Annotated in this window: 21 protein-coding genes and 3 tRNA genes; 19 read left to right on the top strand and 5 right to left on the bottom strand. The window is 40.9% G+C overall.

All coding sequences use genetic code 11. The features are described from left to right. Positions 1 to 9 precede the first annotated feature (9 nt). Positions 10 to 1,608 (top strand): ATP-binding protein, encoded by a 1,599-nt coding sequence (locus G4Y78_RS20600; RefSeq protein ID WP_163834789.1) that lies wholly within the window; start codon positions 10 to 12, stop codon positions 1,606 to 1,608. A 138-nt stretch (positions 1,609 to 1,746) separates the two neighbouring features. Here the strand turns inward: G4Y78_RS20600 and G4Y78_RS20595 are convergent, their stop codons facing one another. Then, positions 1,747 to 3,738, bottom strand: coding sequence for a TonB-dependent receptor plug domain-containing protein (locus G4Y78_RS20595; RefSeq protein WP_163834788.1), 1,992 nt, complete (start codon positions 3,736 to 3,738; stop codon positions 1,747 to 1,749). A gap of 249 nt (positions 3,739 to 3,987) precedes the next feature. Here G4Y78_RS20595 and G4Y78_RS20590 point away from each other — a divergent pair, with 249 nt between their 5' ends. Next, positions 3,988 to 5,970 (top strand): TonB-dependent receptor, encoded by a 1,983-nt coding sequence (locus G4Y78_RS20590; protein WP_163834787.1) that lies wholly within the window; start codon positions 3,988 to 3,990, stop codon positions 5,968 to 5,970. 9 nt (positions 5,971 to 5,979) lie between these two features. Here G4Y78_RS20590 and G4Y78_RS20585 read toward each other — a convergent pair whose 3' ends face one another. Together G4Y78_RS20585 and G4Y78_RS20580 are read right to left on the bottom strand one after the other, a co-directional pair. Then, positions 5,980 to 7,545, bottom strand: a complete 1,566-nt coding sequence (locus G4Y78_RS20585; protein ID WP_163834786.1) for a DUF3369 domain-containing protein — start codon at positions 7,543 to 7,545, stop codon at positions 5,980 to 5,982. Between the two features lie 220 nt (positions 7,546 to 7,765). Beyond that, the gene (locus G4Y78_RS20580; RefSeq protein WP_163834785.1) at positions 7,766 to 8,239 is read right to left on the bottom strand and encodes a VOC family protein; all 474 of its coding nucleotides are present in this window, start codon (positions 8,237 to 8,239) and stop codon (positions 7,766 to 7,768) included. 61 nt (positions 8,240 to 8,300) lie between these two features. Here G4Y78_RS20580 and msrA point away from each other — a divergent pair, with 61 nt between their 5' ends. Both msrA and G4Y78_RS20570 read left to right on the top strand, forming a co-directional pair. After that, entirely contained in the window at positions 8,301 to 8,933 is a 633-nt protein-coding gene (gene msrA / locus G4Y78_RS20575; protein ID WP_163834784.1) for a peptide-methionine (S)-S-oxide reductase MsrA, read from the top strand. 189 nt (positions 8,934 to 9,122) lie between these two features. Continuing rightward, positions 9,123 to 9,392 carry a ComEA family DNA-binding protein gene (locus tag G4Y78_RS20570; RefSeq protein ID WP_163834783.1) on the top strand — a complete coding sequence of 90 codons (270 nt, stop codon included), beginning with the start codon at positions 9,123 to 9,125 and terminating at the stop codon, positions 9,390 to 9,392. Between the two features lie 25 nt (positions 9,393 to 9,417). Here G4Y78_RS20570 and G4Y78_RS20565 read toward each other — a convergent pair. Next, positions 9,418 to 9,493, bottom strand: a tRNA-Asn gene (locus tag G4Y78_RS20565). A 160-nt stretch (positions 9,494 to 9,653) separates the two neighbouring features. Then, complete coding sequence (locus G4Y78_RS20560; RefSeq protein WP_163834782.1) at positions 9,654 to 10,832, bottom strand: pyridoxal phosphate-dependent aminotransferase; 1,179 nt, start codon at positions 10,830 to 10,832, stop codon at positions 9,654 to 9,656. A gap of 196 nt (positions 10,833 to 11,028) precedes the next feature. On the opposite strand from G4Y78_RS20560, the gene uvrB reads away from it, so the two are divergent. From uvrB to G4Y78_RS20485, 15 genes are all read left to right on the top strand, one after another. Further along, the gene (uvrB, locus tag G4Y78_RS20555; RefSeq protein WP_163834781.1) at positions 11,029 to 13,050 is read left to right on the top strand and encodes an excinuclease ABC subunit UvrB; all 2,022 of its coding nucleotides are present in this window, start codon (positions 11,029 to 11,031) and stop codon (positions 13,048 to 13,050) included. 125 nt (positions 13,051 to 13,175) lie between these two features. After that, positions 13,176 to 14,456, top strand: a complete 1,281-nt coding sequence (tviB, locus tag G4Y78_RS20550; protein ID WP_163834780.1) for a Vi polysaccharide biosynthesis UDP-N-acetylglucosamine C-6 dehydrogenase TviB — start codon at positions 13,176 to 13,178, stop codon at positions 14,454 to 14,456. A 24-nt stretch (positions 14,457 to 14,480) separates the two neighbouring features. Beyond that, positions 14,481 to 15,818, top strand: coding sequence for a UDP-glucose dehydrogenase family protein (locus G4Y78_RS20545; RefSeq protein ID WP_163834779.1), 1,338 nt, complete (start codon positions 14,481 to 14,483; stop codon positions 15,816 to 15,818). Positions 15,819 to 15,937: 119 nt separating this feature from the next. Further along, on the top strand, positions 15,938 to 16,954 hold the full coding sequence (locus G4Y78_RS20540; protein WP_163834778.1) for an NAD-dependent epimerase: 1,017 nt from the start codon (positions 15,938 to 15,940) through the stop codon (positions 16,952 to 16,954). A gap of 71 nt (positions 16,955 to 17,025) precedes the next feature. Further along, positions 17,026 to 17,102, top strand: a tRNA-Val gene (locus G4Y78_RS20535). 156 nt (positions 17,103 to 17,258) lie between these two features. Continuing rightward, positions 17,259 to 19,190, top strand: a complete 1,932-nt coding sequence (gene thrS, locus G4Y78_RS20530; RefSeq protein WP_163834777.1) for a threonine--tRNA ligase — start codon at positions 17,259 to 17,261, stop codon at positions 19,188 to 19,190. Next, positions 19,181 to 19,738 (top strand): translation initiation factor IF-3, encoded by a 558-nt coding sequence (gene infC / locus G4Y78_RS20525; RefSeq protein ID WP_222937764.1) that lies wholly within the window; start codon positions 19,181 to 19,183, stop codon positions 19,736 to 19,738. Before thrS ends, infC begins: the two co-directional genes overlap by 10 nt. 90 nt (positions 19,739 to 19,828) lie before the next feature. After that, positions 19,829 to 20,023 carry a 50S ribosomal protein L35 gene (gene rpmI / locus G4Y78_RS20520; RefSeq protein WP_163834776.1) on the top strand — a complete coding sequence of 65 codons (195 nt, stop codon included), beginning with the start codon at positions 19,829 to 19,831 and terminating at the stop codon, positions 20,021 to 20,023. 42 nt (positions 20,024 to 20,065) lie between these two features. Next, positions 20,066 to 20,422: a 50S ribosomal protein L20 gene (rplT, locus tag G4Y78_RS20515; RefSeq protein WP_163834775.1), complete on the top strand. Its 357-nt coding sequence runs from the start codon at positions 20,066 to 20,068 to the stop codon at positions 20,420 to 20,422. Between the two features lie 206 nt (positions 20,423 to 20,628). Continuing rightward, a complete protein-coding gene (pheS, locus tag G4Y78_RS20510) occupies positions 20,629 to 21,624 on the top strand; it encodes a phenylalanine--tRNA ligase subunit alpha (protein WP_163834774.1) in 996 nt (331 codons plus the stop codon). Between the two features lie 55 nt (positions 21,625 to 21,679). Next, positions 21,680 to 24,055 carry a phenylalanine--tRNA ligase subunit beta gene (pheT, locus tag G4Y78_RS20505; RefSeq protein ID WP_163834773.1) on the top strand — a complete coding sequence of 792 codons (2,376 nt, stop codon included), beginning with the start codon at positions 21,680 to 21,682 and terminating at the stop codon, positions 24,053 to 24,055. A 3-nt stretch (positions 24,056 to 24,058) separates the two neighbouring features. Continuing rightward, a complete protein-coding gene (ihfA, locus tag G4Y78_RS20500) occupies positions 24,059 to 24,364 on the top strand; it encodes an integration host factor subunit alpha (protein ID WP_163834772.1) in 306 nt (101 codons plus the stop codon). After that, the gene (locus G4Y78_RS20495; protein ID WP_163834771.1) at positions 24,342 to 24,701 is read left to right on the top strand and encodes a MerR family transcriptional regulator; all 360 of its coding nucleotides are present in this window, start codon (positions 24,342 to 24,344) and stop codon (positions 24,699 to 24,701) included. Before ihfA ends, G4Y78_RS20495 begins: the two co-directional genes overlap by 23 nt. Before the next feature lie 76 nt (positions 24,702 to 24,777). Continuing rightward, a tRNA-Pro gene (locus tag G4Y78_RS20490) sits at positions 24,778 to 24,854 on the top strand. 791 nt (positions 24,855 to 25,645) lie between these two features. Next, positions 25,646 to 26,107, top strand: coding sequence for a CesT family type III secretion system chaperone (locus G4Y78_RS20485; RefSeq protein ID WP_163834770.1), 462 nt, complete (start codon positions 25,646 to 25,648; stop codon positions 26,105 to 26,107). Positions 26,108 to 26,113 lie beyond the last annotated feature (6 nt).

The following is a 26,113-nucleotide window of genomic DNA, read 5'->3' as shown; positions in this document are numbered from 1 at the left end:
TATATACTAATGTTTAGTGGGTTTCACTCTATTAAAGAAAAAATCATTTTGTTGGCAATGGGAGCTTCCTGTGTTGCTTTACTGTTGTCTACAGGAATTTTGACTTATCTAGAAGTTAAGCGAATTAAAACTAACACGATAAAAACAGTAGAAACTCAAGCAAAATTAATTTCAGTTAATATTATTCCGGCATTGACTTTTGGTGAAGTCACCACAGCAAACTTGATATTGCAAACCTTAGAGTCTGAGCCAGGAATCCAAGCAGTGATTATCTATCGCACTGATCCATTGACTAATCAAACTGATACCTTTGCGAATTATGTCAGACCAGGTGATACACTCCCAGCCATTAACAATCATATGAATTATCTGTCAATGAAGGAAGAAACGCGCCATATTCGCCTGACTAAGCCTATTGAGTTTGAAGGGGAAATGTTGGGGTATCTGTTTATTCAGGCGGAGATTCGTCAGCTTTCAGACATATTGATAGCAAGTAGTCAGGCAAGCTCCTTGATAGCGTTAATTGCTCTGGGGATTGCCTTTTTAATTGCAATACGTTTTCAACGGGTAGTGACAGAGCCAATCCACTCTCTGATGGATGTAACTCGTAATGTCACTGAGCGTAAGGATTATACATTACGGGTACCTGTTGTTTCCAATGATGAATTAGCGAAGTTGGCTGAAACTTTTAATATGATGATGGAGGAAATCCAAACTTACTTAGCCGAAAAAAATCAGGTTGAACAGGAAATGAAACAACTAAATGAGGAGTTGGAACAAAAAGTTGCAGCGAGAACCTATGAGCTGGAAACCTCTAATCTTGAATTGCGAACTACCTTACAACAATTAAATACCTCACAGCAACAGCTGGTGGAACGGGAAAAAATGGCTTCGTTAGGAGAGTTGGTGGCGGGAGTAGCCCATGAAATTAACACGCCAATCGGCATAGGGGTTACATCTATTACATTTTTACAAGAGGCAGTCAATAATCTAGCTAAAGCCTATGAGCAGGAAACCCTTTCGGCTGAAATGTTAGAAGAGTTTGTTGAAAACGCTAAGCAAAGCTGTCAACTGTTGTTTTCTAATTTACAGCGTGCGGCGGATTTAGTACGTAGCTTTAAGCAAGTGGCAGTTGACCAATCAAGCGAGCAGGTAAGAACATTTAAAGTGAAAGAATATTTAGATGAAATAATTTTATCACTGCGGCCAAAGCTAAAACGAGTAAAACATGAAATTGAAGTTGATTGCGATGCAGAGATGATTATTACTAGCCATCCTGGCATCTTATCGCAGATTTTTACTAACTTAATCATAAACTCCTTAATCCATGGTTTTGAGAATAAAGAAAAAGGGTTAATAAAAATAGATGTGCATCGATCAGACTCTCAGATAAAAATTCAATATCAAGATAATGGTAAAGGCTTAGCCAAGGAGCAGTTGCAAAAGTTATTTGAGCCTTTCTTTACCACTAAACGTGGGCAAGGTGGTAGTGGATTAGGCACTTATATTATTTATAATTTGGTTACCCAAGGGTTAAAAGGGACTATTAAAGTGAAAAGCCAGCAAGGAGAAGGGATACAGTATGATATTGAATTTCCCATAGATTAATAACTAATGGTGCATGTACTTCACTTTGTAGCTAACTGCTCCTGCAAACAAAGCACTCCCTCCACTTACGTTGCTCGCAACAAATTCTAAAAACCATTGGCGTAGAGTATGCACATAATATTAAAAATGTTAGGTGGCTTAGAAAGTCACTTTTATTGTTCCATAAACCGCTCGTCCTTGATTATTTGGTGAGGTATTAACTGTTTGGGTAGAAAAATTTGGGAAAAATACTTCTTCGTCTAATAAGTTATCTAGATAAAGTGAGAAAGAAGCATTATTGAGTTGTGGTTTATCAAATACCTGTCCTAAGTTTAACACTAGGTTAGCAGTAACCAAGTGGTGGCTGTTTGCTTCAGGGTTAACATTTTGAGCAGAGTCTGCCACTTTATCCAGGGGGGTGGGTTTGCCAAAATAACTATCAAATAAGGCAATACTGTATCCCTTTGGGTTTTCATAGGAGATACCCAGCTTAGCCATCAGGTTTGGTATAAACGTTGAATCTCTAAGTCCAGTATTGGTTTTATTCGTCTGATAGCTAGCACTGGTAACGACACTTAGCGTTTTAGTGAGTTGCCAGGCTGCTTCAAACTCTATGCCGTCAATTTCAACTGTGCCTGAATTGATTGTTTGGAATTTATTGATATTAGGAATAAATACTGGTTTGTGGATGTCTGTTACACGGCTATGGTAATAAGTCAGGGCTATATTGTAGTGATCAGCATTATAGGCAACTTGAGCATCAAAAGTATCAATCATTTCTGGTTTGAGTGAGTTATTTGCTGTAGCAAGACTCCCATCAAAATAACGATTAATAGCTTCGCCATTGCGAAATGCCTGGCCATAAAGGATTTTGCCACCCCATCCATTACTAAAGTTGAAAATCAGCCCTGCTCGTGGGGATGTATCAGTAGATAATTCTTTGGGGCGATTTATCTGAAAGCCACCAACCAGTTTTAACCAGTCAAACAATTGGTAGTCAATTTGACTATAAAGACCAAACTGCCAGGTACTCCAGTCACCTTTTAGTTCTCCTTCAGCAAATTCTCCTTTAGAGTATAAAGGGTTAATACCCAATAGTAGGTTAGTTTGCTGATTAAGCTGGCCGTGTAAATTAAATTCAAGTGAATGCAGGGTGCCATCAACTTCATTGGTTAAGCCATTGGGGGCAATGAACAGGTCGGTAAAGTTGTTAAAGTACCCATAGTAACTTTGTAAGGACCAATTGGCAGTGAAATCCCATTGGTGACCAAAATCGAGTGATACTCGTTTTGTTCTTACTTCCTCTGCGGGAAACCGGAAATCAGCCAGTAAGTTGTCTCGTTCTGCATCACTGATATAACCATTCACTTTAAAGTTATCAAGCTCCATTACAAATACGGCACTTGCTCCTTTGCCTCCCATCGGATAGGTGTCTGTTTGTCCAGAAAGGTCGTTAATGTTAGTAAACTCATCTCCTTCGAAGTTGGTTGCATGGACGGCACCTGTTATCCAGCCTTCAGATAATGAGGCACTACCATGCAGGCTGGCAGATTTAGTAGCAAATGAGCCGTAACTCAAAGATAAGCCATCGTTGATGGTAGCGACTGATTTTGTTTTGATATTAATAATGCCGCTAAAAGCGTTACTGCCATATAAGACTGAGCCTGGTCCACGAATAATTTCAATTTGCTCAATAATGTCTAGGGGAAACGTTAAAAACAGATCTACATGGACATTACTACTTTGAGTGTCGGATATTGGGCGACCATTTAGTAAATAAAGTATCTGATTATCTTGAGGAGCTTTGAGTACCCCTCTTAGAGCTGCTCTAGACTCAGGTAGTACATGACCTCCCACCATCATAAAACTGGTTTGTCGGTTTAAAATATCCCTGAGATTGCGGGCACCAAACTTTGCAATATCTTTTGCGGTAATAACACTGATAATGCCAGGTGCATTATGATGAGGCTCTTCACGTTTTGATGCTATAGTGATTGTTACCAGTTCTTCTAAATCCATTTCCAAAAGCTCATTTAGTTCATCATCGGTTGCATATGAGCTGTTAGAAAAAAGGCTGGTAATGACAATAAATAATAGTGTCAAACTAAAATAATGTTTAGCCAGAGTTAGTGTGACTATTAGATGCTTCATAGGGCCGTGTTTTTTAGGTATTTTCTTTATTATTAATAAACGTGTATTTGTTTGTTTAGACTGAACAAACTATTAGTGCAAGTATTGATAATAATAGGAAGAAATTAAATATAAAAAAGTCTACATAAATAGAATATATAGAAAATAAAGCCTTTTAAATAGGCTTTGTCCAGAAGCATAGGAGTTGCTGACTATATAAAGGGTGGGATGTAACACTTATAAAGTACTTCAGTGGTTAACAGCAATCTTATGGTTGGTAGTAAAAAAGCAATTTGGAGGGGGGCTGGGGGAGTGCTGTTATTAATAGCCTCTCAATTATTTGCCAAGAATGATACTAACAGTGACTTGTATGAACTACCCCTTGAAGCGCTATTAAATATAGAAGTGTCGGTTGCTTCAACTAAGCAGGAGAACATAGCTAATACACCAGCCGTTGTATCCAGTTATTCAGTAGAGGATTTGAGTAAATTAGGATTACGCTCATTAAAAGAAGTCATCAGCTTTGTACCTGGATTTGTCGTGGATCGTAATGTATCTGGTACTCCACAAATCATGGTAAGGGGGGCAACCTCGGATTTTGGAGCCAAAATATTAGTGTTGCTCAATGGCGTCCCATACTGGTCTCCTTCTCATGGTAATCTTCCAGTTCTAGGTATTCCGTGGGCTGCCATTGATAGAATAGAAGTCATACGCGGGCCTGGTGCTGTCATTTACGGATCGAATGCAATAGCTGGTGTTATTAATGTGATCACCAGAGAAACCTCTGGAGGGCTTGTTCAAGGGAGTTATGGTTCAAATCCTACAGTTAATTCAACAGGATATTATCGTTATGAATTAGCTTCGGGTGACAGTAAAGAGAAAGGAGGTGGCGTTGTTGTTGCCTATGAAAAACAACATAAAGATGATGGCTATGATGCAGAAGTCAGGCAGTCTAATCAGGTAGCTGCCCCAGCTAAGTTTCAGCAAAAAGAATTGTTTGAATCTATTTTTATTCAGTTTCAGCATGACCGTGGGCAAGTGTTTTTATCGTATTTTAATGATTTTACTGAAGGTGCCAAAATTAAAATTCCGGCATTTCCAATGCCGGGTATGCCATCCCCTATGCCTGGAATGTTAATCGAATCGAAAGTGCCTGATGTGAAGACAGAGGGGTTATTATTGCACGGTGACTATCAGTGGGATTGGCAGCAACACTCGTTATCTGTGTTTGCTGATTATAATCAGTATGCCCCTGCTTTTTTATCACCAGATATGATCTCGCGGTTTGATGATAGCTGGCAAGATAACTTTCGTTTGCGTACTGGATTTCTGGCACAGGGTAAAGCCAGTGATATGATTGATTACTTAGTTGGGTTAGAAACTGAACTACGAAAAGTGGATGATTTTAGAAATATATCAAAAAATCCAGGAGGAACGGAGTTACTATTATTTTCAGCAGATGATATGCGTGAAGACACTATTTATGGCCAGTTAGATTTTCATTGGGACAAATGGCGTGTTTTGGTGGGAGCAAGAGCAACAGATAATGAAGAGTCAGGGTTTAAAATAACGCCAAGAACGTCACTGGTGTATTCTATTGATGAACAACAATCTTTAAAGTGGCTTTATTCTGTCGGTTTTACCTCGCCTAATTTTGAGACCAATATTACTTCGAGTGGTAGTGCTTTAAAGCCTGAAACTGTTGAAATGTTGGACTTCGTTTACTCGTACGTTACCCCAAAAACAGTTTTTGTCGCTAACCTGTATTATTATGAAGGGGAAGACTTTATTACCCGGTTTCCAGCTCAGCCACCTTTTTTATTGTTTACCAGTAGAGACACTTTTACTCGTAAAGGACTAGAGTTAGATTATCAGATTCAGCTGGATAATACTCGTTTTCATACAAACTTGGCTTACAATCATGAAGGTAACCGAACAAGCATTAGTGATGATACTTTTGCTGCATTAGTGCCTAAACTAACCGTTAATATTGGTGGGCACTATCGTTTAGGTGATCACGTATTTGGTGCCAGTGCGCGTTATATTAGCCAGCGGCAAATTTCTGAGAATGCAACAGATGTAGCCCTTAATTATCAATATGAAAAAAACGGCATTACTTTTTTTGCAACCGTTAATAATATATTGTCAGAAGACTTATTTTCGGTAAACTTAGGGCCGAATAATACACCTAGTGCAAATCAACGCAGTGATAATGATGTTAATTTTACGATAGGTGTTAAGTTTGAGTTTTAATCAGGGACTTTAAGAGTCTTGGTATTGTGCACGGATCGCAAGGAACTCATCGAGACTGCTGAAAAGGATATCTACCAATGTAGGATCAAAGTGTTTACCTTGTTCTGTTTTGATATAGGAGAGCACTGCGTCGATATCCCATGGTTCTTTGTAACATCGTTTACTGCTCAATGCATCAAACACGTCTGCTAATGCTGTGATTCGACCATAGATATGGATATTTTCACCTGCTAATTGACTAGGATAACCAGAACCATCCCATTTTTCATGGTGTTGATTTGCGATTATACTGGCTGCATTAAATACTTTTGATTCGTCACCTTTAAGAATATTATAGCCAGCCTCTGCATGGGTCTTCATCACCTCCCATTCGGTATCAGTTAATTTGCCAGGCTTATGTAAAATAGCATCTGGAATTGCTACTTTGCCGATATCGTGGAGTGGGGAAGCCATTTCAACTATTTCAGCTTCCATTTCACTTAAACCTGATTTTATGGCCAGTAACTTGGAGTACTCTGCCACTCGTTGTATATGGGCGCCAGTTTCCTTGGAGCGGTTTTCAACAGCAGTGCCTAGAGTATTGATAATCTTACGTTGGATTTGATCGCTTTCTTCACTAAGCTTTAAGTTCTCTAAGCAGGTGGTAACATTGTGAAGAAAAATATCAATTAAATGTTTTTCTATGGAGCTCAAAGAATCTATTTTACTAATTCCAGAGAAATACATAACCAGTTCATTGTTATGCCTTGAAGTATAATAAGCATAACCCGTTTCTGTACAAATACTGTGTTTTTTTTCTAAAGCGGTTTTGATGCAAGTTTGGATACTTTCATCTAATTGAGTGATATTGCTACCGGCTAATATTTCATGGCAGCCTGTTCCACATAATACTTTGATATCAGTTGAACCTGATGGGTTAGCAGTAGCAAGGTGATTATTGTTAATTATTAAGGTGTTGTCAGCTAAGTGCAGCAGGCTGCAAAGTTGGGTGGCAACGCCGGTGAGTAGTTGATTGAGGGAACGAAATTGATAAATATTATCTAATGACTGTACCACTTCTCTGAGTCCTTGCTTATTTTTTTCTATAGACATAATGTTGCGATAGGAGCGTAAATTAGAGCGCATTAAAGTAAACAGTTTTTGTGAAGTTAACTCAGTTTTTTCTTTATAATCATCAATATCATAATTAACTATTACTTCATTTTCTGGTGCCTGGCCTGGTTGTCCAGTACGGAGTACAATTCTCACAAAAGGGTTTTTCAGTTGTTCCCTTATGTATTTAACAACCTCAAGCCCTGCATGGTCAGTTTCCATTACAACATCTAATAAAATTAATGCAATGTTCGATTCCTTTTCAAGCAGCTGGCACGCTTCTTGTCCTGAATAAGCGCTTATAAACTGAACTTTAGCATCGTTGAAGGTAAAGTTGCTTAATACCATTTTAGTAATGGTATGGACTTCAATATCATCGTCGACTACCAGTACTTTCCACCTTTGCGCAGTTGTCTGGCTTGTATCAGCTTTGGTGTCGAGCTTTTGAGAGGGTTTTTTGTTTGCAAAAATATAGTTAGGCATGATGTAGCATTACCGCTTAAATGCACTGGTATTAAGCCAGACAATCATATTACTTGAAGTATAACAGACGCTTATCTTTTGTCAGAATTAAGCAAAGAGATAGTCATTTTATGCAAAATAAAAATATAACTATCAGGCTTGATTATATATAGAAATAATCAAGCCCAGCTATTGTGCCCTTAAAACAGTTATTTCATAAAAAGCGAGGGTATGGGATGACTTATTTTTTTACGTTATAGCCAGGAGGTACTTTGCTTAGGTCGAAAGTTTCTTTATTTTCCCCAAATGACCAATGATAACCATCATTATCTACCGCAGAATACATTTCATCTCCCCAGAACATTAAGGCAGGCTCCATAATAATTTCAACACCTGCTGCTTTTGCTTGTTCATAATGTGCTTTGACATTAGGGCAGTATATGTAAAGGGCAATCCCTTGCTGAATCTGGCTGTGTTTTGGGGTTACACTGTCATTTTGCATAGCGCCCTGCTTACCCAGCATAATACGGGCATTGTGAAAAGACATTTCAGCATGAACTAGTGTATTGCCATCAGCAAGCGGGTTTTCAGCAGGAATAAAACCAAAACTGGTTTGATAAAACTTAAGTGAAGTTTCAATGTCCTTCACTGTAATATAGGGCATCAGTTGTGGCATACCTTCTGGAATGTAGGAGTGGTTAGTTAGCTTAGCCATAAATGCCGATCCTTGGTTATATAGTTGTTGGGTTGTTTTAACTTTAACAGGATTAGAAAAAATGTTGGATCACGATAAGTTTACAATGGTTGAACAGGATAAAGCATTACCAGGCAGTGATGAATTGATGAATATTACCAATAAGCATTTTGTTTCAGGTCACCCTCTTAAGCCACCATTTCCAAATAGTTATCAGCAAGCGGTTTTTGGAATGGGATGTTTTTGGGGGGCAGAGCGTTTGTTTTGGCTACAGTCTGGTATTTATACGACGGCTGTTGGTTATGCAGGAGGTTATACACCAAATCCTACTTATCAGGAAGTTTGCTCTGGAATGACAGGTCATACTGAAGTGGTGCTGGTAGTGTTTGATCCTGATCAGATTAGTTATCGGCTATTATTGCAGTTATTTTGGGAGTCCCACAATCCAACTCAGGGTATGAAGCAAGGTAATGATCGGGGGACTCAATATCGGTCTGCAATCTATGTGACTTCAACGGATCAGTTACAGCAGGCAACTCAGTCAAAAGCTAATTATCAGCTAGCACTTACTCGTGATGGCTATGCTGAAATTACCACTGAAATTGCTGAATTAACTCACTTCTACTATGCAGAGGAATATCATCAACAATATTTAGCTAAAAACCCAGATGGTTATTGTAGTTTAAAAGGAACTGGTATTAGCTGTGCTTTTTAGTTTTATTTTTAATTGGTTGAGTAATAAAAAATTGTAAATTGCTCTCGTAAAAGCTGATTATTGTTATTGCGAAAAAAATATGAGGCTTGGTTCTTTTTTTTTAAAATAGACTGTTAAAAAATAAACTTATGATTGGTATCTTCTGTTTCTCTTTTTGAGTGGTCGTTAAAAAACTGTAAGGAGATAGTTATGAGTAAACTATTCAAAACTTTGGCTTTCACTTTTTCTTTAATTGTTGCTAACTTATCTTGGGCAAATTCTGGTGAAGTAAATATTAATACTGCTGATGCAGCTACTATTGCAGAGGTACTAACTGGGGTAGGAGAAGCTAAGGCAAAAGCTATTATTGCTTACCGTGATGAGCATGGTGACTTCACTAGCATAGAACAGCTAACTGAAGTTAAAGGAATTGGTGAAGGTACGCTGCATAAAAATGAAGGTAAAATAATTCTAAAATAAAGAACTTCAACTGATTAGTTAAAGTTGGCTCCCCGAACTGGACTCGAACCAGTGACCCAATGATTAACAGTCATTTGCTCTACCAACTGAGCTATCGGGGAATCGCTAACGGGGTGGTATACTAATAAGTTGTAGGGAGGAGGTCAACACTTTGTTGGTGGTTAAAATTCATTTTTACAACTAAGTGTTAAATTTGATTAAGCCTTGTGCTGCCTGAAGACACTAAAAGCTCGCCAACTGGCGAGCTTTTTTTACTTCTACTTACAACGCTTGCTGTATACGATCTAATGCTTTATTGAGTATATCTTCACTTGTCGCATAGGATAGCCGCATATAACCAGGTGAGCCAAAAGCTGAACCTGGTACTAAAGCAACCCCAGCCTGTTCGAGTAAATATTCAGCAAACTCTACGTCACTGTTAAAGCCTTTATTGTTCATGGCCTCTGTAAAGTTAGCAAAGGCATAAAAAGCTCCATCTGCTTCAATACACGAAACGCCTGCTAGCTGATTAAGCCGGCCAACTACCAAATCATGACGTATCTTGAAGGCTTTGACCATTTCTGTAACACAGTCTTGAGAGTTGCTCAGTGCAGCAGTGGCTGCAGCCTGGGAGATGGAGCAGGCATTGGATGTGCTTTGGGACTGAATTTTTTTCATAGCAGCAATCAGGTTAGCTGGTCCTGCGGCATAACCAATACGCCAACCCGTCATGGAGTAAGCTTTTGATACACCATTAAGTACAATTGTGCGAGGGTATAAATCAGGTACTGCATTTAAAATATTGCTGAACGGTTCATCACTCCATAATATTTTTTCATACATATCATCGGTAGCTACCAGTACATTCGGATGGGCTTGCAGCACTTCAGCTAATGCAGCTAAGTCAGCCTTGGAATAGGCTACACCTGTAGGATTTGATGGGCTGTTCAAGACTACTAGTCGCGTTTTATCTGTTATCGCTGCTGATAATTGCTCCGGAGTAAGCTTAAACCGGTTGGACTCAAGGGTGGTTACAATGACAGGTTCACCACCGGCAATTTTGACCATATCAGGGTAAGAGACCCAATATGGTGCTGGAATAACTACTTCGTCACTTGGGTTTAACAGGGCGAGAGCAAGGTTAAAGAAGCTTTGCTTGCCACCGGAGGACACTAAAATTTGGTTGGGTTGGTAAGTGAGCTGGTTATCATTGGCAAGTTTATCAATGATGGCCTGTTTTAGTTCGGCTGTTCCATCTACTGCAGTATATTTGGTTTGGCCTGCATTAATTGCGGCAATGGCTGCATCTTTAATATGGTTGGGAGTGTCAAAGTCCGGCTCACCGGCACCTAAGCCAATAATGTCTTTGCCTTCAGCACGTAAAGCGGCTGCACGACTAGTGACGGCTAATGTGGGGGAAGGTTTGATGGCACTGACACGATGGGAGAGCTGCACGTCCACCTTGATTCCTCTTAAATCAGTTTGTGTGTTTACTATTTGATTTGCTCAGGCTAGCCTGTATACCCATTCGCAAAATAGCTTTTACGCTTTGGGTAAGTGCCAGATAAACAGTGCGAAAGTAATTAGCAAATGCTAACTGGCTATTTTTGAGTTATTTGCTCATCCATCATACTAGATGTAGCAGGCTTCAGGAACCATGACTAAGCAATTTCAAGTTGTTTCGACGTTTCAGCCAGCCGGTGACCAAGCGGCTGCCATAAAGTCGATTGTGGCAGGGGTGAGTGCTGGGTTGGCATCACAAACTTTATTGGGGGTTACTGGCTCAGGCAAAACCTACTCGGTTGCCAAAGTAATTGAGCAGCTACAACGCCCAACTTTGGTGATGGCGCATAACAAGACACTTGCTGCTCAGTTGTATGGTGAGTTTAAGAGCTTTTTCCCCAATAATTCTGTTGAGTATTTTGTTTCTTATTATGACTATTACCAACCTGAAGCCTATGTACCTACCTCAGATACTTATATAGAAAAAGATGCTTCAGTCAATGATCATATTGAACAGATGCGCCTGTCTGCTACCAAGGCGTTGTTGGAGAGGTCTGATACCATCATTGTGGCAACTGTTTCAGCGATTTATGGTTTGGGTGATCCTGAATCCTATTTAAAAATGGTGATGCACCTTGATCGAGGTGATGTCGTTGATCAACGAACCATTTTGAGGCGACTCGCTGAGCTACAATATACTCGCAATGACCTTGAACTGCGTCGGGGAACTTATCGAGTGCGTGGGGATGTGATTGATATTTTCCCCGCAGAGTCTGAGCAGGAAGCAGTTCGAGTTGAGTTATTCGATGATGAGATTGATCAACTGTCTTATTTTGATCCATTAACAGGGGTTGTGAACCAGAAAATCCCGAGAGTGACTATTTTTCCTAAATCTCACTATGTGACTCCTAGACAAAAGCTCTTAGATGCAGTTGAAGACATAAAGGTTGAGTTAAAAGATCGCCTTGAACAATTACGTAACAATAATAAGTTGGTTGAAGCGCAACGTTTGGAACAGCGCACCCGTTATGATTTAGAAATGATTATGGAGCTAGGCTATTGCACAGGAATAGAAAACTATTCCCGTTACTTGTCAGGGCGTGCTACTGGTGAACCACCGCCGACACTTTTTGACTATTTGCCGGATGATGCTTTGTTAGTGATTGATGAATCTCATGTAACTGTACCGCAAGTGGGTGCTATGTACCGTGGTGACCGGTCGCGCAAGGAAACACTAGTGGAATACGGCTTTCGTTTGCCTTCTGCCTTAGATAACAGGCCAATGAAGTTTGAAGAGTGGGAGTCGAAAAGCCCACAAACTATTTTTGTTTCTGCCACACCTGGGTCTTATGAACTGGAACATCAAGGCCAGCAAGTGGAGTTGGTAGTTAGGCCTACTGGGCTGATTGATCCTGAGCTAGAAGTGAGGCCTGCAACTTCCCAAATAGACGACTTATTATCTGAAATCAGTCACTACGTAGCGCAGCAGCAGCGGGTGTTGGTAACTACACTAACAAAGCGGATGGCAGAAGACCTTACAGAGTTTTTGCTGGAGCATGGGGTGAAAGTTCGCTATTTGCATTCCGATATTGATACGGTTGAGCGAGTGGAAATTATTCGGGATTTACGCTTGGGTGTCTTTGATGTGCTTGTGGGCATCAACTTGTTGAGGGAAGGGCTGGATATGCCAGAAGTAGCCTTGGTTGCAATTTTGGATGCAGACAAAGAAGGGTTCTTACGCTCAGATCGCTCGTTGATCCAAACCATTGGTCGTGCTGCCCGGAACATTCATGGTAAAGCGATTTTGTATGCGGATAAAATCACTGGCTCCATGCAGCGTGCAATTGATGAAACCGAGCGCCGCCGGGCAAAACAAATAGAGTATAACAAGCAACATGGCATTATTCCGAAAGGTGTGACAAAGGCAGTCGCAGATATTTTAGAAGGTGCGACCATTCCTGGAAAGAAAGGCAAAGGGAAGAAAGCTCAGAAGAAACAAGTGGCTGAGCCTGAAGCACAATATCAAGTTATATCAGCAAATCCCGAAAGCTTATTGGCAACAATTAGTAAACTTGAAGAAAAAATGTACGAACATGCCAAGAACCTGGAGTTCGAAGAAGCTGCAGCGGTACGTGATCAAATAAGCCAGCTAAAACAAGCAGCGCTCTTGCAGTAGTCCGCATTATTGGGCTTAGCCGAGGGGCTATCGTGGCCAGCAGACGTTTCTACGATTATACTTGCCTGCAGTTTTATAACTCAGAATCAATTAATTAAGTAGCTGTATATGCGGAGAAAAACTACATGGAACAGCGATTAAAAGACCGGAAAATCGCAGTAATAGGCCTAGGGTATGTGGGCTTGCCATTGGCTGTGGAGTTTGGCAAGTATTACAACACAGTTGGCTTTGATATTAACCAAACGCGAGTTGCAGAGCTGAGTGATGGTGTTGATAAAACGCTGGAAGTGAGTTCTGAAGACTTAAAAGCGGTGGATAAGTTGAGCTATACAGCGAGTGTAGAAGACTTAAAAGGTTGCTCCATTTATATTGTTACTGTACCTACACCAATCGATGACTATCGACAGCCAGACTTAACCCCGTTAACTAAAGCCAGTGAGATGCTTGCGAAGGTAGTAAACAAGGGGGATATTGTTATTTATGAGTCAACAGTTTACCCGGGTGCAACAGAAGAGCATTGTATTCCTATTTTAGAGCAGGGCTCTGGTTTGGTTTATAACCAGGATTTTTTTGCTGGCTATAGCCCTGAGCGGATAAACCCTGGTGATAAAGAACATCGTTTAACTACGATTAAGAAAGTGACCTCTGGCTCTACTCCTGAAATTGCTGAGCTGGTGGATCAATTGTATGCCAGTATCATTACTGCAGGCACCCATAAAGCGTCTAGCATTAAAGTAGCTGAAGCAGCTAAAGTCATTGAAAATACCCAGCGCGACTTGAATATTGCCTTGATTAACGAATTGGCTTTGATTTTCGAGCGAATGGATATTGATACTTTAGAAGTGTTAGAGGCTGCCGGTACCAAATGGAACTTCTTGCCATTCCGCCCTGGTTTAGTGGGTGGTCACTGTATAGGCGTTGATCCTTACTATCTTACTCATAAAGCGAAAGCAATTGGCTATCGTCCTGAAGTAATTTTGGCTGGGCGGCGGATTAATGACCGCATGGGAGCCACTGTTGCTAACCGCGTTTTAAAGCTTATGGTGGGTAATAAGATAGATCTGTCAAAAGCAAAAGTATTAGTGCTTGGGTTGACCTTTAAGGAAAACTGCCCAGATCTGCGGAATACGAAAACAATCGACATTATTGCAGAACTGCAAAGCTGGGGGGTTCAGGTTGATATCCATGACCCTTGGGTTGATCCTGAGGAAGCTCATCATGAATATCTGCTGGAAGTAATGACTGAGCTGCCTAAACAACAATATCAGGCGATTATTTTAGCTGTAGGTCACCAGCAATTCGTTTCACTGACAGAGAGCCAGCTAAATGCATTAAAGGCGCCAAATGGCGTATTATTTGATGTGAAGAGCGCACTACCCAAAACGTGGGTTGATGACAGGCTGTAATTTTTTCACTCAAAGTGATCAATAATGAAAATAACCATTATGGGCACAGGCTATGTGGGTCTTGTAACAGGGGCCTGCCTGGCTGATGTGGGGCATCAAGTTTGTTGTTTTGATATTAACCATGAAAAAATACAACAGCTACAGGCGAGTGAAGTACCTTTTTTTGAGCCAGGCTTAGCTGCAATCATTCAGCGCAATGTTGATCAGCGGTTGCTTTTTAGTAGTGACTTTCAGCAGTCGCTTAATTTTGCTGATGTCATTTTTATTGCGGTGGGAACACCGCCTAATGGGGATGGTTCAGCAGACTTGCAGCATGTCTTAAGTTTGGCTGAGCAGCTAGGTCGGCATGTTGCCTCAGATAAGGTTATTGTTACCAAGTCTACTGTACCAGTTGGTACGGCGAAAAAAGTAAAGCAGGCTATTGATCAACAATTGGCTTGCAGGGAGCAAGCAGTTAATGTTGAAGTGGTTGCTAATCCAGAGTTTCTAAAAGAAGGGGCAGCAGTTGCTGACTTTATGCGCCCTGATCGGATTATAGTGGGGGCGGAGTCTGATCATGCCAAACAAATCATGGCTGAAATTTATGCGCCCTTTAATCGTAACCATAACCGCATGATGTATATGGAAGTGAAAGCAGCGGAATTAACCAAATATGCTGCTAATGCCATGTTGGCAACCAAGATCAGCTTTATGAATGATTTAGCTAATTTGGCTGAGCACTTGGGTGTAGATATTGAAGAGGTTCGGTTAGGGATTGGCTCTGATCATCGAATTGGTTATCACTTCATCTATCCAGGTTGTGGCTATGGCGGTTCTTGTTTTCCAAAGGATGTTAAAGCGATTACTCAAACAGCGAGAAACGCAGGTAGCCCTTTAAACTTGCTGGAAGCCGTAGACCAAATTAACCAAAAACAGAAAAATCAACTATTTACTAAAATAAACCACTACTTTGCTGGTGAGCTAGCAGGTAAAGTGATTGCTGTTTGGGGGCTGGCATTTAAACCTAAGACAGATGACATGCGTGAAGCTCCAAGTCGAGTTGTTATGGAGCAGTTATGGCAGGCAGGAGCTGTAGTTAAAGCATTTGATCCAGAGGCTATGGCCCAAGCCCACTTAATCTATGGAGAAAACTCAAAACTAATTTTGACAGAGACTCCTTATGATGCCTTAGTTGATGCGGATGCATTGGTTATTTGCACAGAGTGGGCGGTATTTCGTGCCCCGGATTTTGAGCGCATGAAACAATTATTACGCAATCCAGTCATTTTTGATGGCCGCAATATTTATGACCCGCATACCATGGCTGGCTTGGGGATCAACTACTATGCCATTGGCCGTGGAATGTCATTATTAAATAAGTAAAGTTTGCATTATTTGCAGAAAGCAAGTGTTGTATACTGTCAGGGGTAGCTTGTGGAATGTTACCAACGCAATCGTTTTGCGGCAGTTTTATTAAGTAGGAAGCCAAGTTGAGCAATAATATGAAGATTTTAGTAACTGGTGCAGCAGGATTTATTGGTTGCCATGTGGCTCTTTATTTATTATCCCGTGGTGATCAAGTTGTAGGTTTGGACAATGTTAATGATTATTACGACGTTAACCTCAAGCTAGATCGGTTGAAGCTGATTGAAAACCACGAGCAAGCAGCTAATTTTAAGTTCGTAAAAATGGATTTGGCTGATAAAGAAGGAATGGCCAACCTGTTTGCTCAAGAACAGTTTGATAAGGTTGTTCACTTGGCGGCTCAAGCGGGAGTTCGTTACTCTTTAGAAAACCCACATGCTTATATTGATAGTAATATTGTTGGGTTTATGAATGTGTTGGAAGGCTGTCGCCATCAGCAGGTAAAACACTTGGTTTATGCTTCTTCCAGCTCGGTTTACGGGGCAAATGAAGACATGCCTTTCTCTGTGCATCATAATGTAGATCACCCCTTATCACTCTATGCTGCCACAAAGAAGTCCAATGAGCTGATGGCCCACACTTATTCCTCTTTATATGGGTTGCCTACGACTGGACTGCGTTTTTTTACCGTATATGGTCCTTGGGGACGGCCAGATATGGCTCTGTTTTTATTTACAAAAAACATTTTGGCTGGCAAGCCAATTGATGTGTTTAATTATGGCAAGCATCGTCGCGACTTTACTTATGTTGACGATATTGTTGAAGGGGTCGTGAGAACCCTTGATAAAACCGCTACCGTAAATCCTGATTGGACTGGTATGAATCCAGACCCCGGTACTTCCAAAGCACCATGGCGGGTATACAATATTGGGAATAATCAGCCAGTTGAGCTGCTCACTTATATTCAAACCTTAGAAGAAAAACTCGGTAAAAAAGCTGAAATGAATTTATTACCATTGCAGCCTGGTGATGTGCCTGACACTTATGCCAATGTAGAAGACCTGGTTAATGACGTTGACTATAAACCAAGTACAACAGTTGCTGAAGGTATTGATCAGTTTGTCCGCTGGTATCGAGACTACTATCAACTGTAACAGTCTGAAATATATAAATAATAAGGGGTTGTTTTTTTTAGTAATGGCTGATATGGTACGCTCCACGTTTTAGGCGCGTAGCTCAGTTGGTTAGAGCGCCACCTTGACATGGTGGAGGTCGTTGGTTCGACTCCAATCGCGCCTACCAAATTTTAAAGAGGCCAGTCTAGTGACTGGCTTTTTCTGTTTCGCTTTGATTGTTTAAGTTATAAAAACGAATCACCTGACTTAGCTAACCTTACCAAGCGAACAACAACATGTGGCCTTTGGTGTGGGTCACCACTGAACAAAGTAAGGAAATCTAATGCCTGTAATTACCCTCCCTGATGGCAGTGCTCGCCAATTTGATCAGCCAGTTTCTGTATTGGCTATAGCTGAGTCTATTGGTCCTGGCTTAGCAAAAGCAACTATTGCCGGTCGTGTTAATGGCCAACTAAAAGACGCTTGCGACCTGATTGAAGAAGACGCTGATCTGCAAATTATCACCGCCAAAGACGAAGAAGGCGTTGAAATTATTCGTCACTCATTTGCTCACTTGGTTGGACACGCAGTTAAGCAGCTTTTTCCAGCAGCGAAAATGGCTATTGGTCCTGTTATTGAAAATGGCTTTTATTATGATATCGCCTATGATCGGTCATTTACTCAAGAAGATGTGCAGGCAATCGAAACCCGAATCAGTGAGTTGATTAAAAAAGATTATCCTGTCATTAAAAAGATGACACCTATTGAAGAAGCTCGGAAAGTATTTCTTGATCGTGGTGAGAGCTATAAAGTACAGCTAATTGATGACATGGATGACTCTGTTAAGGCTGTTGGGCTATACCACCACGAAGAATACACAGATATGTGTCGTGGCCCTCATGTGCCGAACACCCGTTTTCTTAGAGCATTTAAGCTCACTAAATTGGCAGGTGCTTATTGGCGAGGTGACTCTAATAATGAAATGTTGCAACGTATTTACGGCACCGCCTGGTCTGATAAAAAACAGCTAAAAGCCTATTTACGTCGTTTGGAAGAAGCAGAAAAACGGGATCATCGTAAATTAGGTAAGCGTTTAGGATTCTTTCATACCCAGGAAGAAGCACCCGGAATGGTGTTTTGGCATCATCATGGCTGGACTATTTATCAAGTGGTTGAGCAATATATGCGACAAGTTCAGCGTGACAATGGCTATCTGGAAATTAAAACCCCACAAGTGGTTGACCGGACGTTATGGGAAAAATCAGGTCATTGGGATAAGTTCCAGGACATGATGTTTACAACTCATTCAGAAAATCGTGACTATGCGGTTAAGCCAATGAACTGTCCCTGTCACGTGCAGGTCTTTAATCAAGGACTACGGAGTTATCGTGATTTACCATTACGCCTAGCAGAATTTGGTTCTTGTCATCGTGATGAGCCATCCGGTACATTGCATGGTTTGATGCGAGTAAGAAACTTTACTCAGGACGATGCTCATATTTTTTGTACTGAAGATCAGATTCAAAAAGAAGTTGCGACTTTTATCGACTTGCTGTTTGCGGTCTATCGTGACTTTGGTTTTGACGAAGTGATTCTGAAACTATCCACTCGGCCTGAGCAGCGAGTAGGCTCTGATGCCGTGTGGGATCAGGCGGAGCAAGCCCTTGCCTCTGCTTTGGATGCAACTGGTTTGGACTGGGAAGAGCTGCCTGGAGAAGGTGCTTTTTATGGACCTAAAATAGAATTTTCGCTAAAAGACTGCATCGGTCGGGTATGGCAGTGTGGCACTATCCAAGTGGATTTTTCAATGCCTGAGCGGTTGAGTGCGCAATATGTGGCGGAAGATGGTTCTCGCCAAGTTCCTGTCATGCTACACCGTGCTATACTAGGCTCGTTTGAGCGGTTTATTGGTATTTTAATTGAGCATTATGAGGGTGCAATGCCTCCTTGGCTGGCTCCCGTGCAGGCGGTGGTGTTAAATATTACCGATAATCAGGCTGGCTATGCAACGAAAGTCGTCGATCAACTAAAAAATCAAGGCTTTCGAGTCGTATCAGACTTGAGAAACGAAAAAATCAGTTTTAAAATCCGTGAGCACACTTTACAAAAAGTACCTTATCTCTTGGTTGTTGGTGATCAGGAGATGAATGCTGGGACGGTCGCTGTAAGGACTCGAAAAGGGCAAGACCTAGGAACCCTCTCAATCGAAGAGTTCTGCAAGCATCTGTCAGCAGATATAGAATTACGCGGCCGATTACTGAGTGAATCGAAGTAGGAGACATTACAATTAAGCGCGACAACAGAAGAGAAAAACGTGCCAATCGTATCAACGATGAGATTCGTGCTAAACAGGTGCGTTTGATTGGAGCTGATGGCGATCAGGTAGGCATTGTAGATTTATCCGATGCATTGGCTAAGGCAAAAGAAGCTACGCTTGATTTAGTTGAAATCAATAGCAGCGCCGAGCCACCTGTTTGTAAAGTAATGGATTATGGTAAGCACCTGTTTGAGCTCAAAAAGCAGAAAGCGGCTGCAAAGAAAAAACAGAAACAAACCCAGGTGAAAGAAATTAAGTTTCGCCCAGGTACCGAAGAAGGGGATTATCAGGTAAAACTGCGCAACCTGATACGTTTCCTGACAGAGGGCAATAAAGCCAAGGTATCACTAAGATACCGCGGTCGAGAGATGGCTCACCAGGAGTTGGGATTAGAGTTGCTAAAGCGGGTTGAGGCAGACTTGGAAGAGTTTGGTACCGTTGAGCAATACCCTAAAATGGAAGGTCGTCAGTTGATCATGGTGCTGGCCCCAAAAAAGAAAAGGTAGTTTTAAGTAAACTGACATTGCGTTAGTTTCACTGCTTTTTATTAACTAAATGGCAAAGGCTATAAGCCTCACGAATGCGGAGTGATTATTATGCCAAAGATGAAAACCAACAAAGGTGCTGCCAAGCGCTTTAAAAAGACTGCGTCTGGTTTTAAGCGTAAAAGTGCGTTTAAAAGCCACATCCTCACCAAAATGACCACTAAGCGTAAGCGTCAGTTACGTGGTACTTCTGCAGTCGCAGCTGCTGATGTACCTGCAGTAAAAAGAATGCTGCGTGTTAACTAGTCAACTTTTCTTAGTGTTAAATTTTTTAAGTAGGAGTGAGGAATGCCTCGAGTTAAACGTGGTGTAGTGGCGCGTCGTCGTCATAAAAAGGTTTTAAAACAGGCTAAAGGTTATTACGGTGCTCGTAGTCGAGTATTTCGTGTAGCTAAACAAGCTGTTACTAAAGCAGGCCAGTATGCTTACCGTGACCGTCGTCAACGTAAGCGTCAGTTCCGTGCGCTGTGGATTGCTCGTATAAATGCGGGCGCTCGCATAAACGGTCTATCCTATAGCCGCTTTATTGCAGGTCTGAAGAAAGCTTCTGTTGCCATCGACCGTAAAGTCTTAGCTGACTTAGCTGTTAATGATAAAGAAGTGTTTACCCAGATCGTCGAAAAGGCAAAGCTGGCTTTAGCCTAACCAGATTTGTTAATCGACAAAAACAAGAAAGGAGGCTTTAGCCTCCTTTCTTGGTATATGGGCCATGAAAATATGAAAAAGTCTTGTCAAAAGTAATGGTGTGTGGTGTGCATCGAGTTAGGTATGTTTAAAAGTAAAAAATAGCACCACTGTCATTTTTGAGAAGGTTTTTGCTTGATATCCATTATTAAAAGCCGGAGTTACCCATGGAAAATCTTGATGCATTAGTTGCTGCTGCATTAGCCAAAGTATCCTCTGCAACTGATGAGGCTGCACTTGATCAGGTGCGGGTGGAATATTTAGGAAAAAAAGGTGAGATTACCCAATTGCTAAAAGGGCTGGGGAAATTGAGTGCAGAGGAGCGGCCGAAAGCAGGCGCAAAAATTAATGAAGCCAAACAGCAAGTGCAGCAGGCAATCAATGATAACAAGGCTCAACTCAAACAGCAGCAGTTAAATGCAAAGTTAGCTAGTGAAACGCTGGACGTGACTTTACCAGGAAGACGTCAGTCTAAGGGAAGTATCCATCCAGTAACTAAAACTATGGAGCGGATTGAAGCTTTTTTTGCGAGTGTGGGCTTTGGAGTGGCTGAAGGCCCTGAAATTGAAGATGATTATTATAACTTTGAAGCATTGAATATTCCTTCTCACCATCCAGCTAGGGCAATGCATGATACATTTTATTTTAATAGCCATACACTGTTGAGAACTCATACTTCTCCAGTGCAAATTCGTACTATGAAAGACAGCCAGCCGCCCATTCGAGTGATTTGTCCAGGTAAAGTATATCGCTGTGACTCGGATATGACTCATACACCGATGTTTCATCAGGTGGAAGGCTTGTGTGTAGATAAAAACATTAGTTTTGCTGATTTAAAAAGTACTATTGAGGCGTTTTTACAAGTATTTTTTGAGCGTGATTTAAAAGTGCGGTTTCGTCCATCGTATTTCCCATTCACTGAGCCATCAGCTGAAGTAGACATTGAGTGGGGTACCGATGAAAAAGGCAATACTAAATGGCTGGAAGTAATGGGCTGTGGCATGGTGCATCCTAAAGTGTTTGAGGCTGTGGGTATTGATTCTGAAAAATATACTGGTTACGCCTTTGGCTTAGGGGTAGAGCGAATGGCGATGTTGCGCTACGGGGTTAATGATCTTCGGATGTTTTTTGAAAATGACTTGAATTTCTTGCAGCAGTTTTAATAGAAGGCAAATAACGTATAGTTTTCAGAGTAATTAATTTGTAAATGGTAAAGCGATGAAATTCAGTGAACAGTGGTTACGAGAGTGGGTTAATCCGAAAGCAAGCACGGAAGAAATAGTATCAACAATTACTATGGCTGGCCTAGAAGTAGATGATGTTGAACCTGTTGCCAGTGATTTTCAAGGAATAGTAGTGGGCGAAATTTTAAGTACAGAGCCACATCCTAATGCAGACAAACTGAAAGTCTGTCAGGTAGCTAATGGTAGTGAATCCCTACAAGTGGTGTGTGGTGCTCCGAATGCAATAGCTGGAATGAAAGTACCATTTGCTTTAGTTGGTGCAATATTGCCTGAAAACTTTAAAATTAAAAAAGCCAAATTAAGAGGTGTAGAATCTTTCGGAATGCTGTGCTCTGAAGCAGAGCTAGGTATTTCTGATAATCATGATGGATTGATGGCATTGCCAGCTGATGCGCCTGTAGGAGAAGACATACGTCAGTATCTGCACCTGGATGATCACATTATTGATGTTGATTTAACGCCTAATCGTGCTGATTGTTTAAGTATTGCGGGTATTGCCCGTGAAGTAGGGGTAAGTTTTAATACAATAGTTAATTCAGTTGAAATTAAGTCCGTTCCTCCACAAATTGATGATAAGTTTGCTATAGAAGTACAAGCACCTGATGATTGTCCACGTTATGTTGGCCGGGTAATTAAAGGCGTTGATTTATCTCAGCCAACACCACTGTGGCTTAAAGAAAAATTACGTCGTAGTGGCGTTCGCAGTATAGACCCAGTGGTTGATGTGACTAACTATGTAATGTTAGAGCTGGGTCAACCAATGCATGGTTTTGATTTAGCAGAACTACATGGAAAGGTAATTGTTAGAAAAGCCAAAGCAGAGGAAAAACTTAAATTATTAGATGGCCAGGAAATAACCCTGCAAGATGATATTTTGCTAATCGCTGACGAAAAAGGGCCTTTAGCGATGGCAGGGATTATGGGAGGAGAGCACTCGGGCGTTTTTGAAAAAACGAAAGATATTTTCCTGGAAAGCGCTTTTTTTAACCCAATTACCATCGCAGGTAAAGCCCGTCGCTATGGTATGCATACAGACTCATCTCACCGCTTTGAGCGAGGGGTAGACTATGAATTGCCCCGTCTAGCAGCAGAGCGTGCAACAGCACTGATTTTATCAATTTGTGGTGGTCAGCCTGGCCCATTAACAGAAGCAGTCGTAAAGGATAAGTTACCGCAGCGTCAGCAAGTAAAATTGCGCGAAGCAAGAATTGAGCGGCTGCTGGGCTTTAGCATGGCTAAGGAAAAGGTTGAAAATATTCTTGGTGGACTTGGTATGCAAGTTTCTACCACTGAAGAAAATAGTTGGTTGGTGGATGTACCCACTTATCGCTTTGATATTGAGCGGGAAGAAGACCTGATTGAAGAGCTTGCGCGTGTGTTTGGCTATAACCAACTGCCCACCACCACGCCACAAAGCCAGCAAGTAATGGCACAAATACCTGAAGCCAAAACACCGTTACATCAGCAGCGAAAAGTGTTGACGACTTTAGGCTATCAAGAAGTAATTAACTACAGTTTTATTGCTCCTGAGCTACAGCATTTGTTTAGCCCAGATTTAAAGCCTCAGCCATTAGCTAACCCAATCTCTGTAGATATGGCGGTCATGAGAACCAGTTTATTACCTAGCTTATTAAGTAATGTGAAATATAACTTAAATAGGCAGCAATCAAGAGTCAGGCTGTTTGAAACAGGACAGGTGTTTGTTGAAACAGAACAGGGCTTAACTCAGGAGAAAAAAATAGCGGGCGTTATTTATGGTAGCCGCCTTCCTGAAAATTGGCATTCTCAGAAACAATCAGTAGATTTTTATGACCTAAAAGGTGATGTAGAGGCATTGTTGGCCTTAGGTAATGAAACCACAGTCGAAATTAAACCAGGTACGCACTCGGCTATGCACCCTGGTCAAACTGCATCTGTTTACTGTAATGGAGAATTAGCTGGCAATTTGGGAACATTACACCCAGAGCTACAAGCAAAGTTGGATCTACCTGGCTCCGCTTATTTGTTTGAGCTGGACTTGAAGGTTATTAGTGAAGGAAAAGTGACTGCTTTTGTCCCACTATCTAAATTCCCTGAAGTTAGACGAGATCTGGCGTTTATTGTTGATAGAGCAGTATTGGCCCATGAGCTAAAGTCAGTAATTGAGGAAAAAGCGGGTGAGTGGCTTAAGTCATTGACTTTGTTTGATTTATACGAAGGAAAAGGGATTGAACCAAGTCAGAAAAGTGTGGCTTTAGGCTTGACGTTGCAACATCCATCGCGCACTCTTAATGATGAAGAGGTGAACTCAATTATTGATCAAGTAGTCTCTCAACTGGAGCAAAAATTTCAGGCAAGTTTGAGGAAGTAGCCAATGGCGGCACTGACGAAAGCAGAAATGGCTGAGCGTCTTTTTGAAGAGCTAGGCCTTAATAAACGTGAAGCCAAGGATATGGTGGAGATGTTCTTTGAAGAAATTCGTCATGCCTTGGAATCCAATGAGCAAGTTAAATTGTCTGGCTTTGGTAATTTTGACTTAAGGGACAAACGAGAAAGGCCAGGTCGAAACCCAAAAACAGGGGAGGAGATTCCAATTTCTGCAAGAAGAGTAGTTACCTTCAGGCCAGGACAAAAACTCAAGGCAAGAGTAGAGGCATATGCTGGAACCAAGCATCAGTGAAGAACTACCAGCGATACCTGGCAAGCGCTACTTCACAATTGGAGAAGTAAGCGAGTTGTGCCAGGTTAAGCCCCATGTGCTTCGCTATTGGGAGCAAGAGTTTGAGCAGTTGAAGCCAGTGAAGCGGCGAGGTAATCGCCGTTATTATCAGCGCCAAGATGTGCTGATGATTAGACAAATTAGAAGCCTGTTATATGAAAAAGGCTTCACAATTGGTGGTGCTAGAAATCAACTTGCTGGTGAAGAATCAAAATCAGACCGTACGCAATATAAACAGCTTATACGACAGATGATTGCTGAATTGGAAGAAGTACTCGCTGTATTAAAATCCCGTTAAATGACGACAGAAAATCCGCTTGAACTTTAACGGATTTTCTGTATTATCAGCGTTGTTTCAAAACAGCGAAGCAGTTCGGAGTGTAGCGCAGCCTGGTAGCGCACCACAATGGGGTTGTGGGGGTCGGAGGTTCGAATCCTCTCACTCCGACCATTTTTCCTCCCTAAAACAATCACTTACAAGTCTTTGAAATTGAGACTCATTCTCGTCCTGCAATATTCTGCAATAACCTGCAATATAATTTTTGAGAAAAGCCTGCTAAACGACAACTGACTTCTATTTTTCCCTCTGGTTATGTTTAAAGTTTGTGTTCGTTAACCAGTATCCTTGTGCACAGTTCACCAAATAATCTTTCTTAATTCTGACGTTTAGTTTACCTATTTATGAACGTGCATTAGCTTTGTTTAAGCTGGCTGTTCATGGAGGTAATCATCCAGTGAATCTATCGCTTAAAGAAGTGAAATTCTGTTGTGTTGGTGCGCGGTTTTTAAGTTACTAAGGAGAGAAGCTTTTATTTCTAAAGTAATGAATGTTGAATATGATTTATTTTACGATATTTCGCTTATAAATTTTAAATTGTAGGCTTTATTTAAATCCTAAAGTGAATTTGTGGGAGTGAGTGGAGTTTGTGTGGTTCTATCATCTCAATAGAAGGTTTTCTATGATCTATTGAGACTACGTATAAATTCTCGGTGTAGGCACTTTGCTCTTTTCTGTAAACGCGTGCCATATAAACTATTTTCCAGAAAAAAACTTTTTCAAAGGATATAACTATGGGGTGTTTATTTAAACTCTTTGTTGCTTAGAGTTAAAAATAAGGACTGATTATAATAAAAAGAAAATATTGCTTTATAGTACTATTGTAAATTAAGAGAGAAGACAGTTATATAAAGTAAGGATCTTAGTAGTTAGTACCTTTACTTTAGGATTTATCGGTGTATCTAATGTTTCATAATTATATCGAACAACTTCTAAAAGAGTTTGCTGATAGGGCAAATTTATCTGATGTTTCACTTAATGAGGATGGGCTCTGTCATTTAGTTATAAATAATAAATACCCTTTGTCTTTACGCTACAGCTCGAATAGTAAACGTATAACACTGTTTAGTGAACTATCAACTATTAATCCGAAGAGTATTACAACAACCTGGCTGACATTAGTGCTAAATACAGCTTTTAACAGCTTCAACGAAAATGAACCAGGTATAGGAAAACATCCAGAATCAAATTCGTTAGTTGCTTTCCTTCATCTTGATCTCGATAAATTAACAGTGGACTCATTAGAAGCATCTGTCGCCTATTTTATAGAATGGCAGATAAAATGGCTACAAAGTGAGAGATCAATAAATAATCCTGAAGTTAGTCACACCAATATAACATCTCAGAATCACTCTATGCGTGTTTAATATAGG

Origin of the sequence: Spartinivicinus ruber (genome assembly GCF_011009015.1) — a bacterium.
Classification (GTDB): domain Bacteria; phylum Pseudomonadota; class Gammaproteobacteria; order Pseudomonadales; family Zooshikellaceae; genus Spartinivicinus; species Spartinivicinus ruber.
Note: the sequence above shows the minus strand (reverse complement) of the source record. Positions and strands in the feature narration are given on the sequence as shown.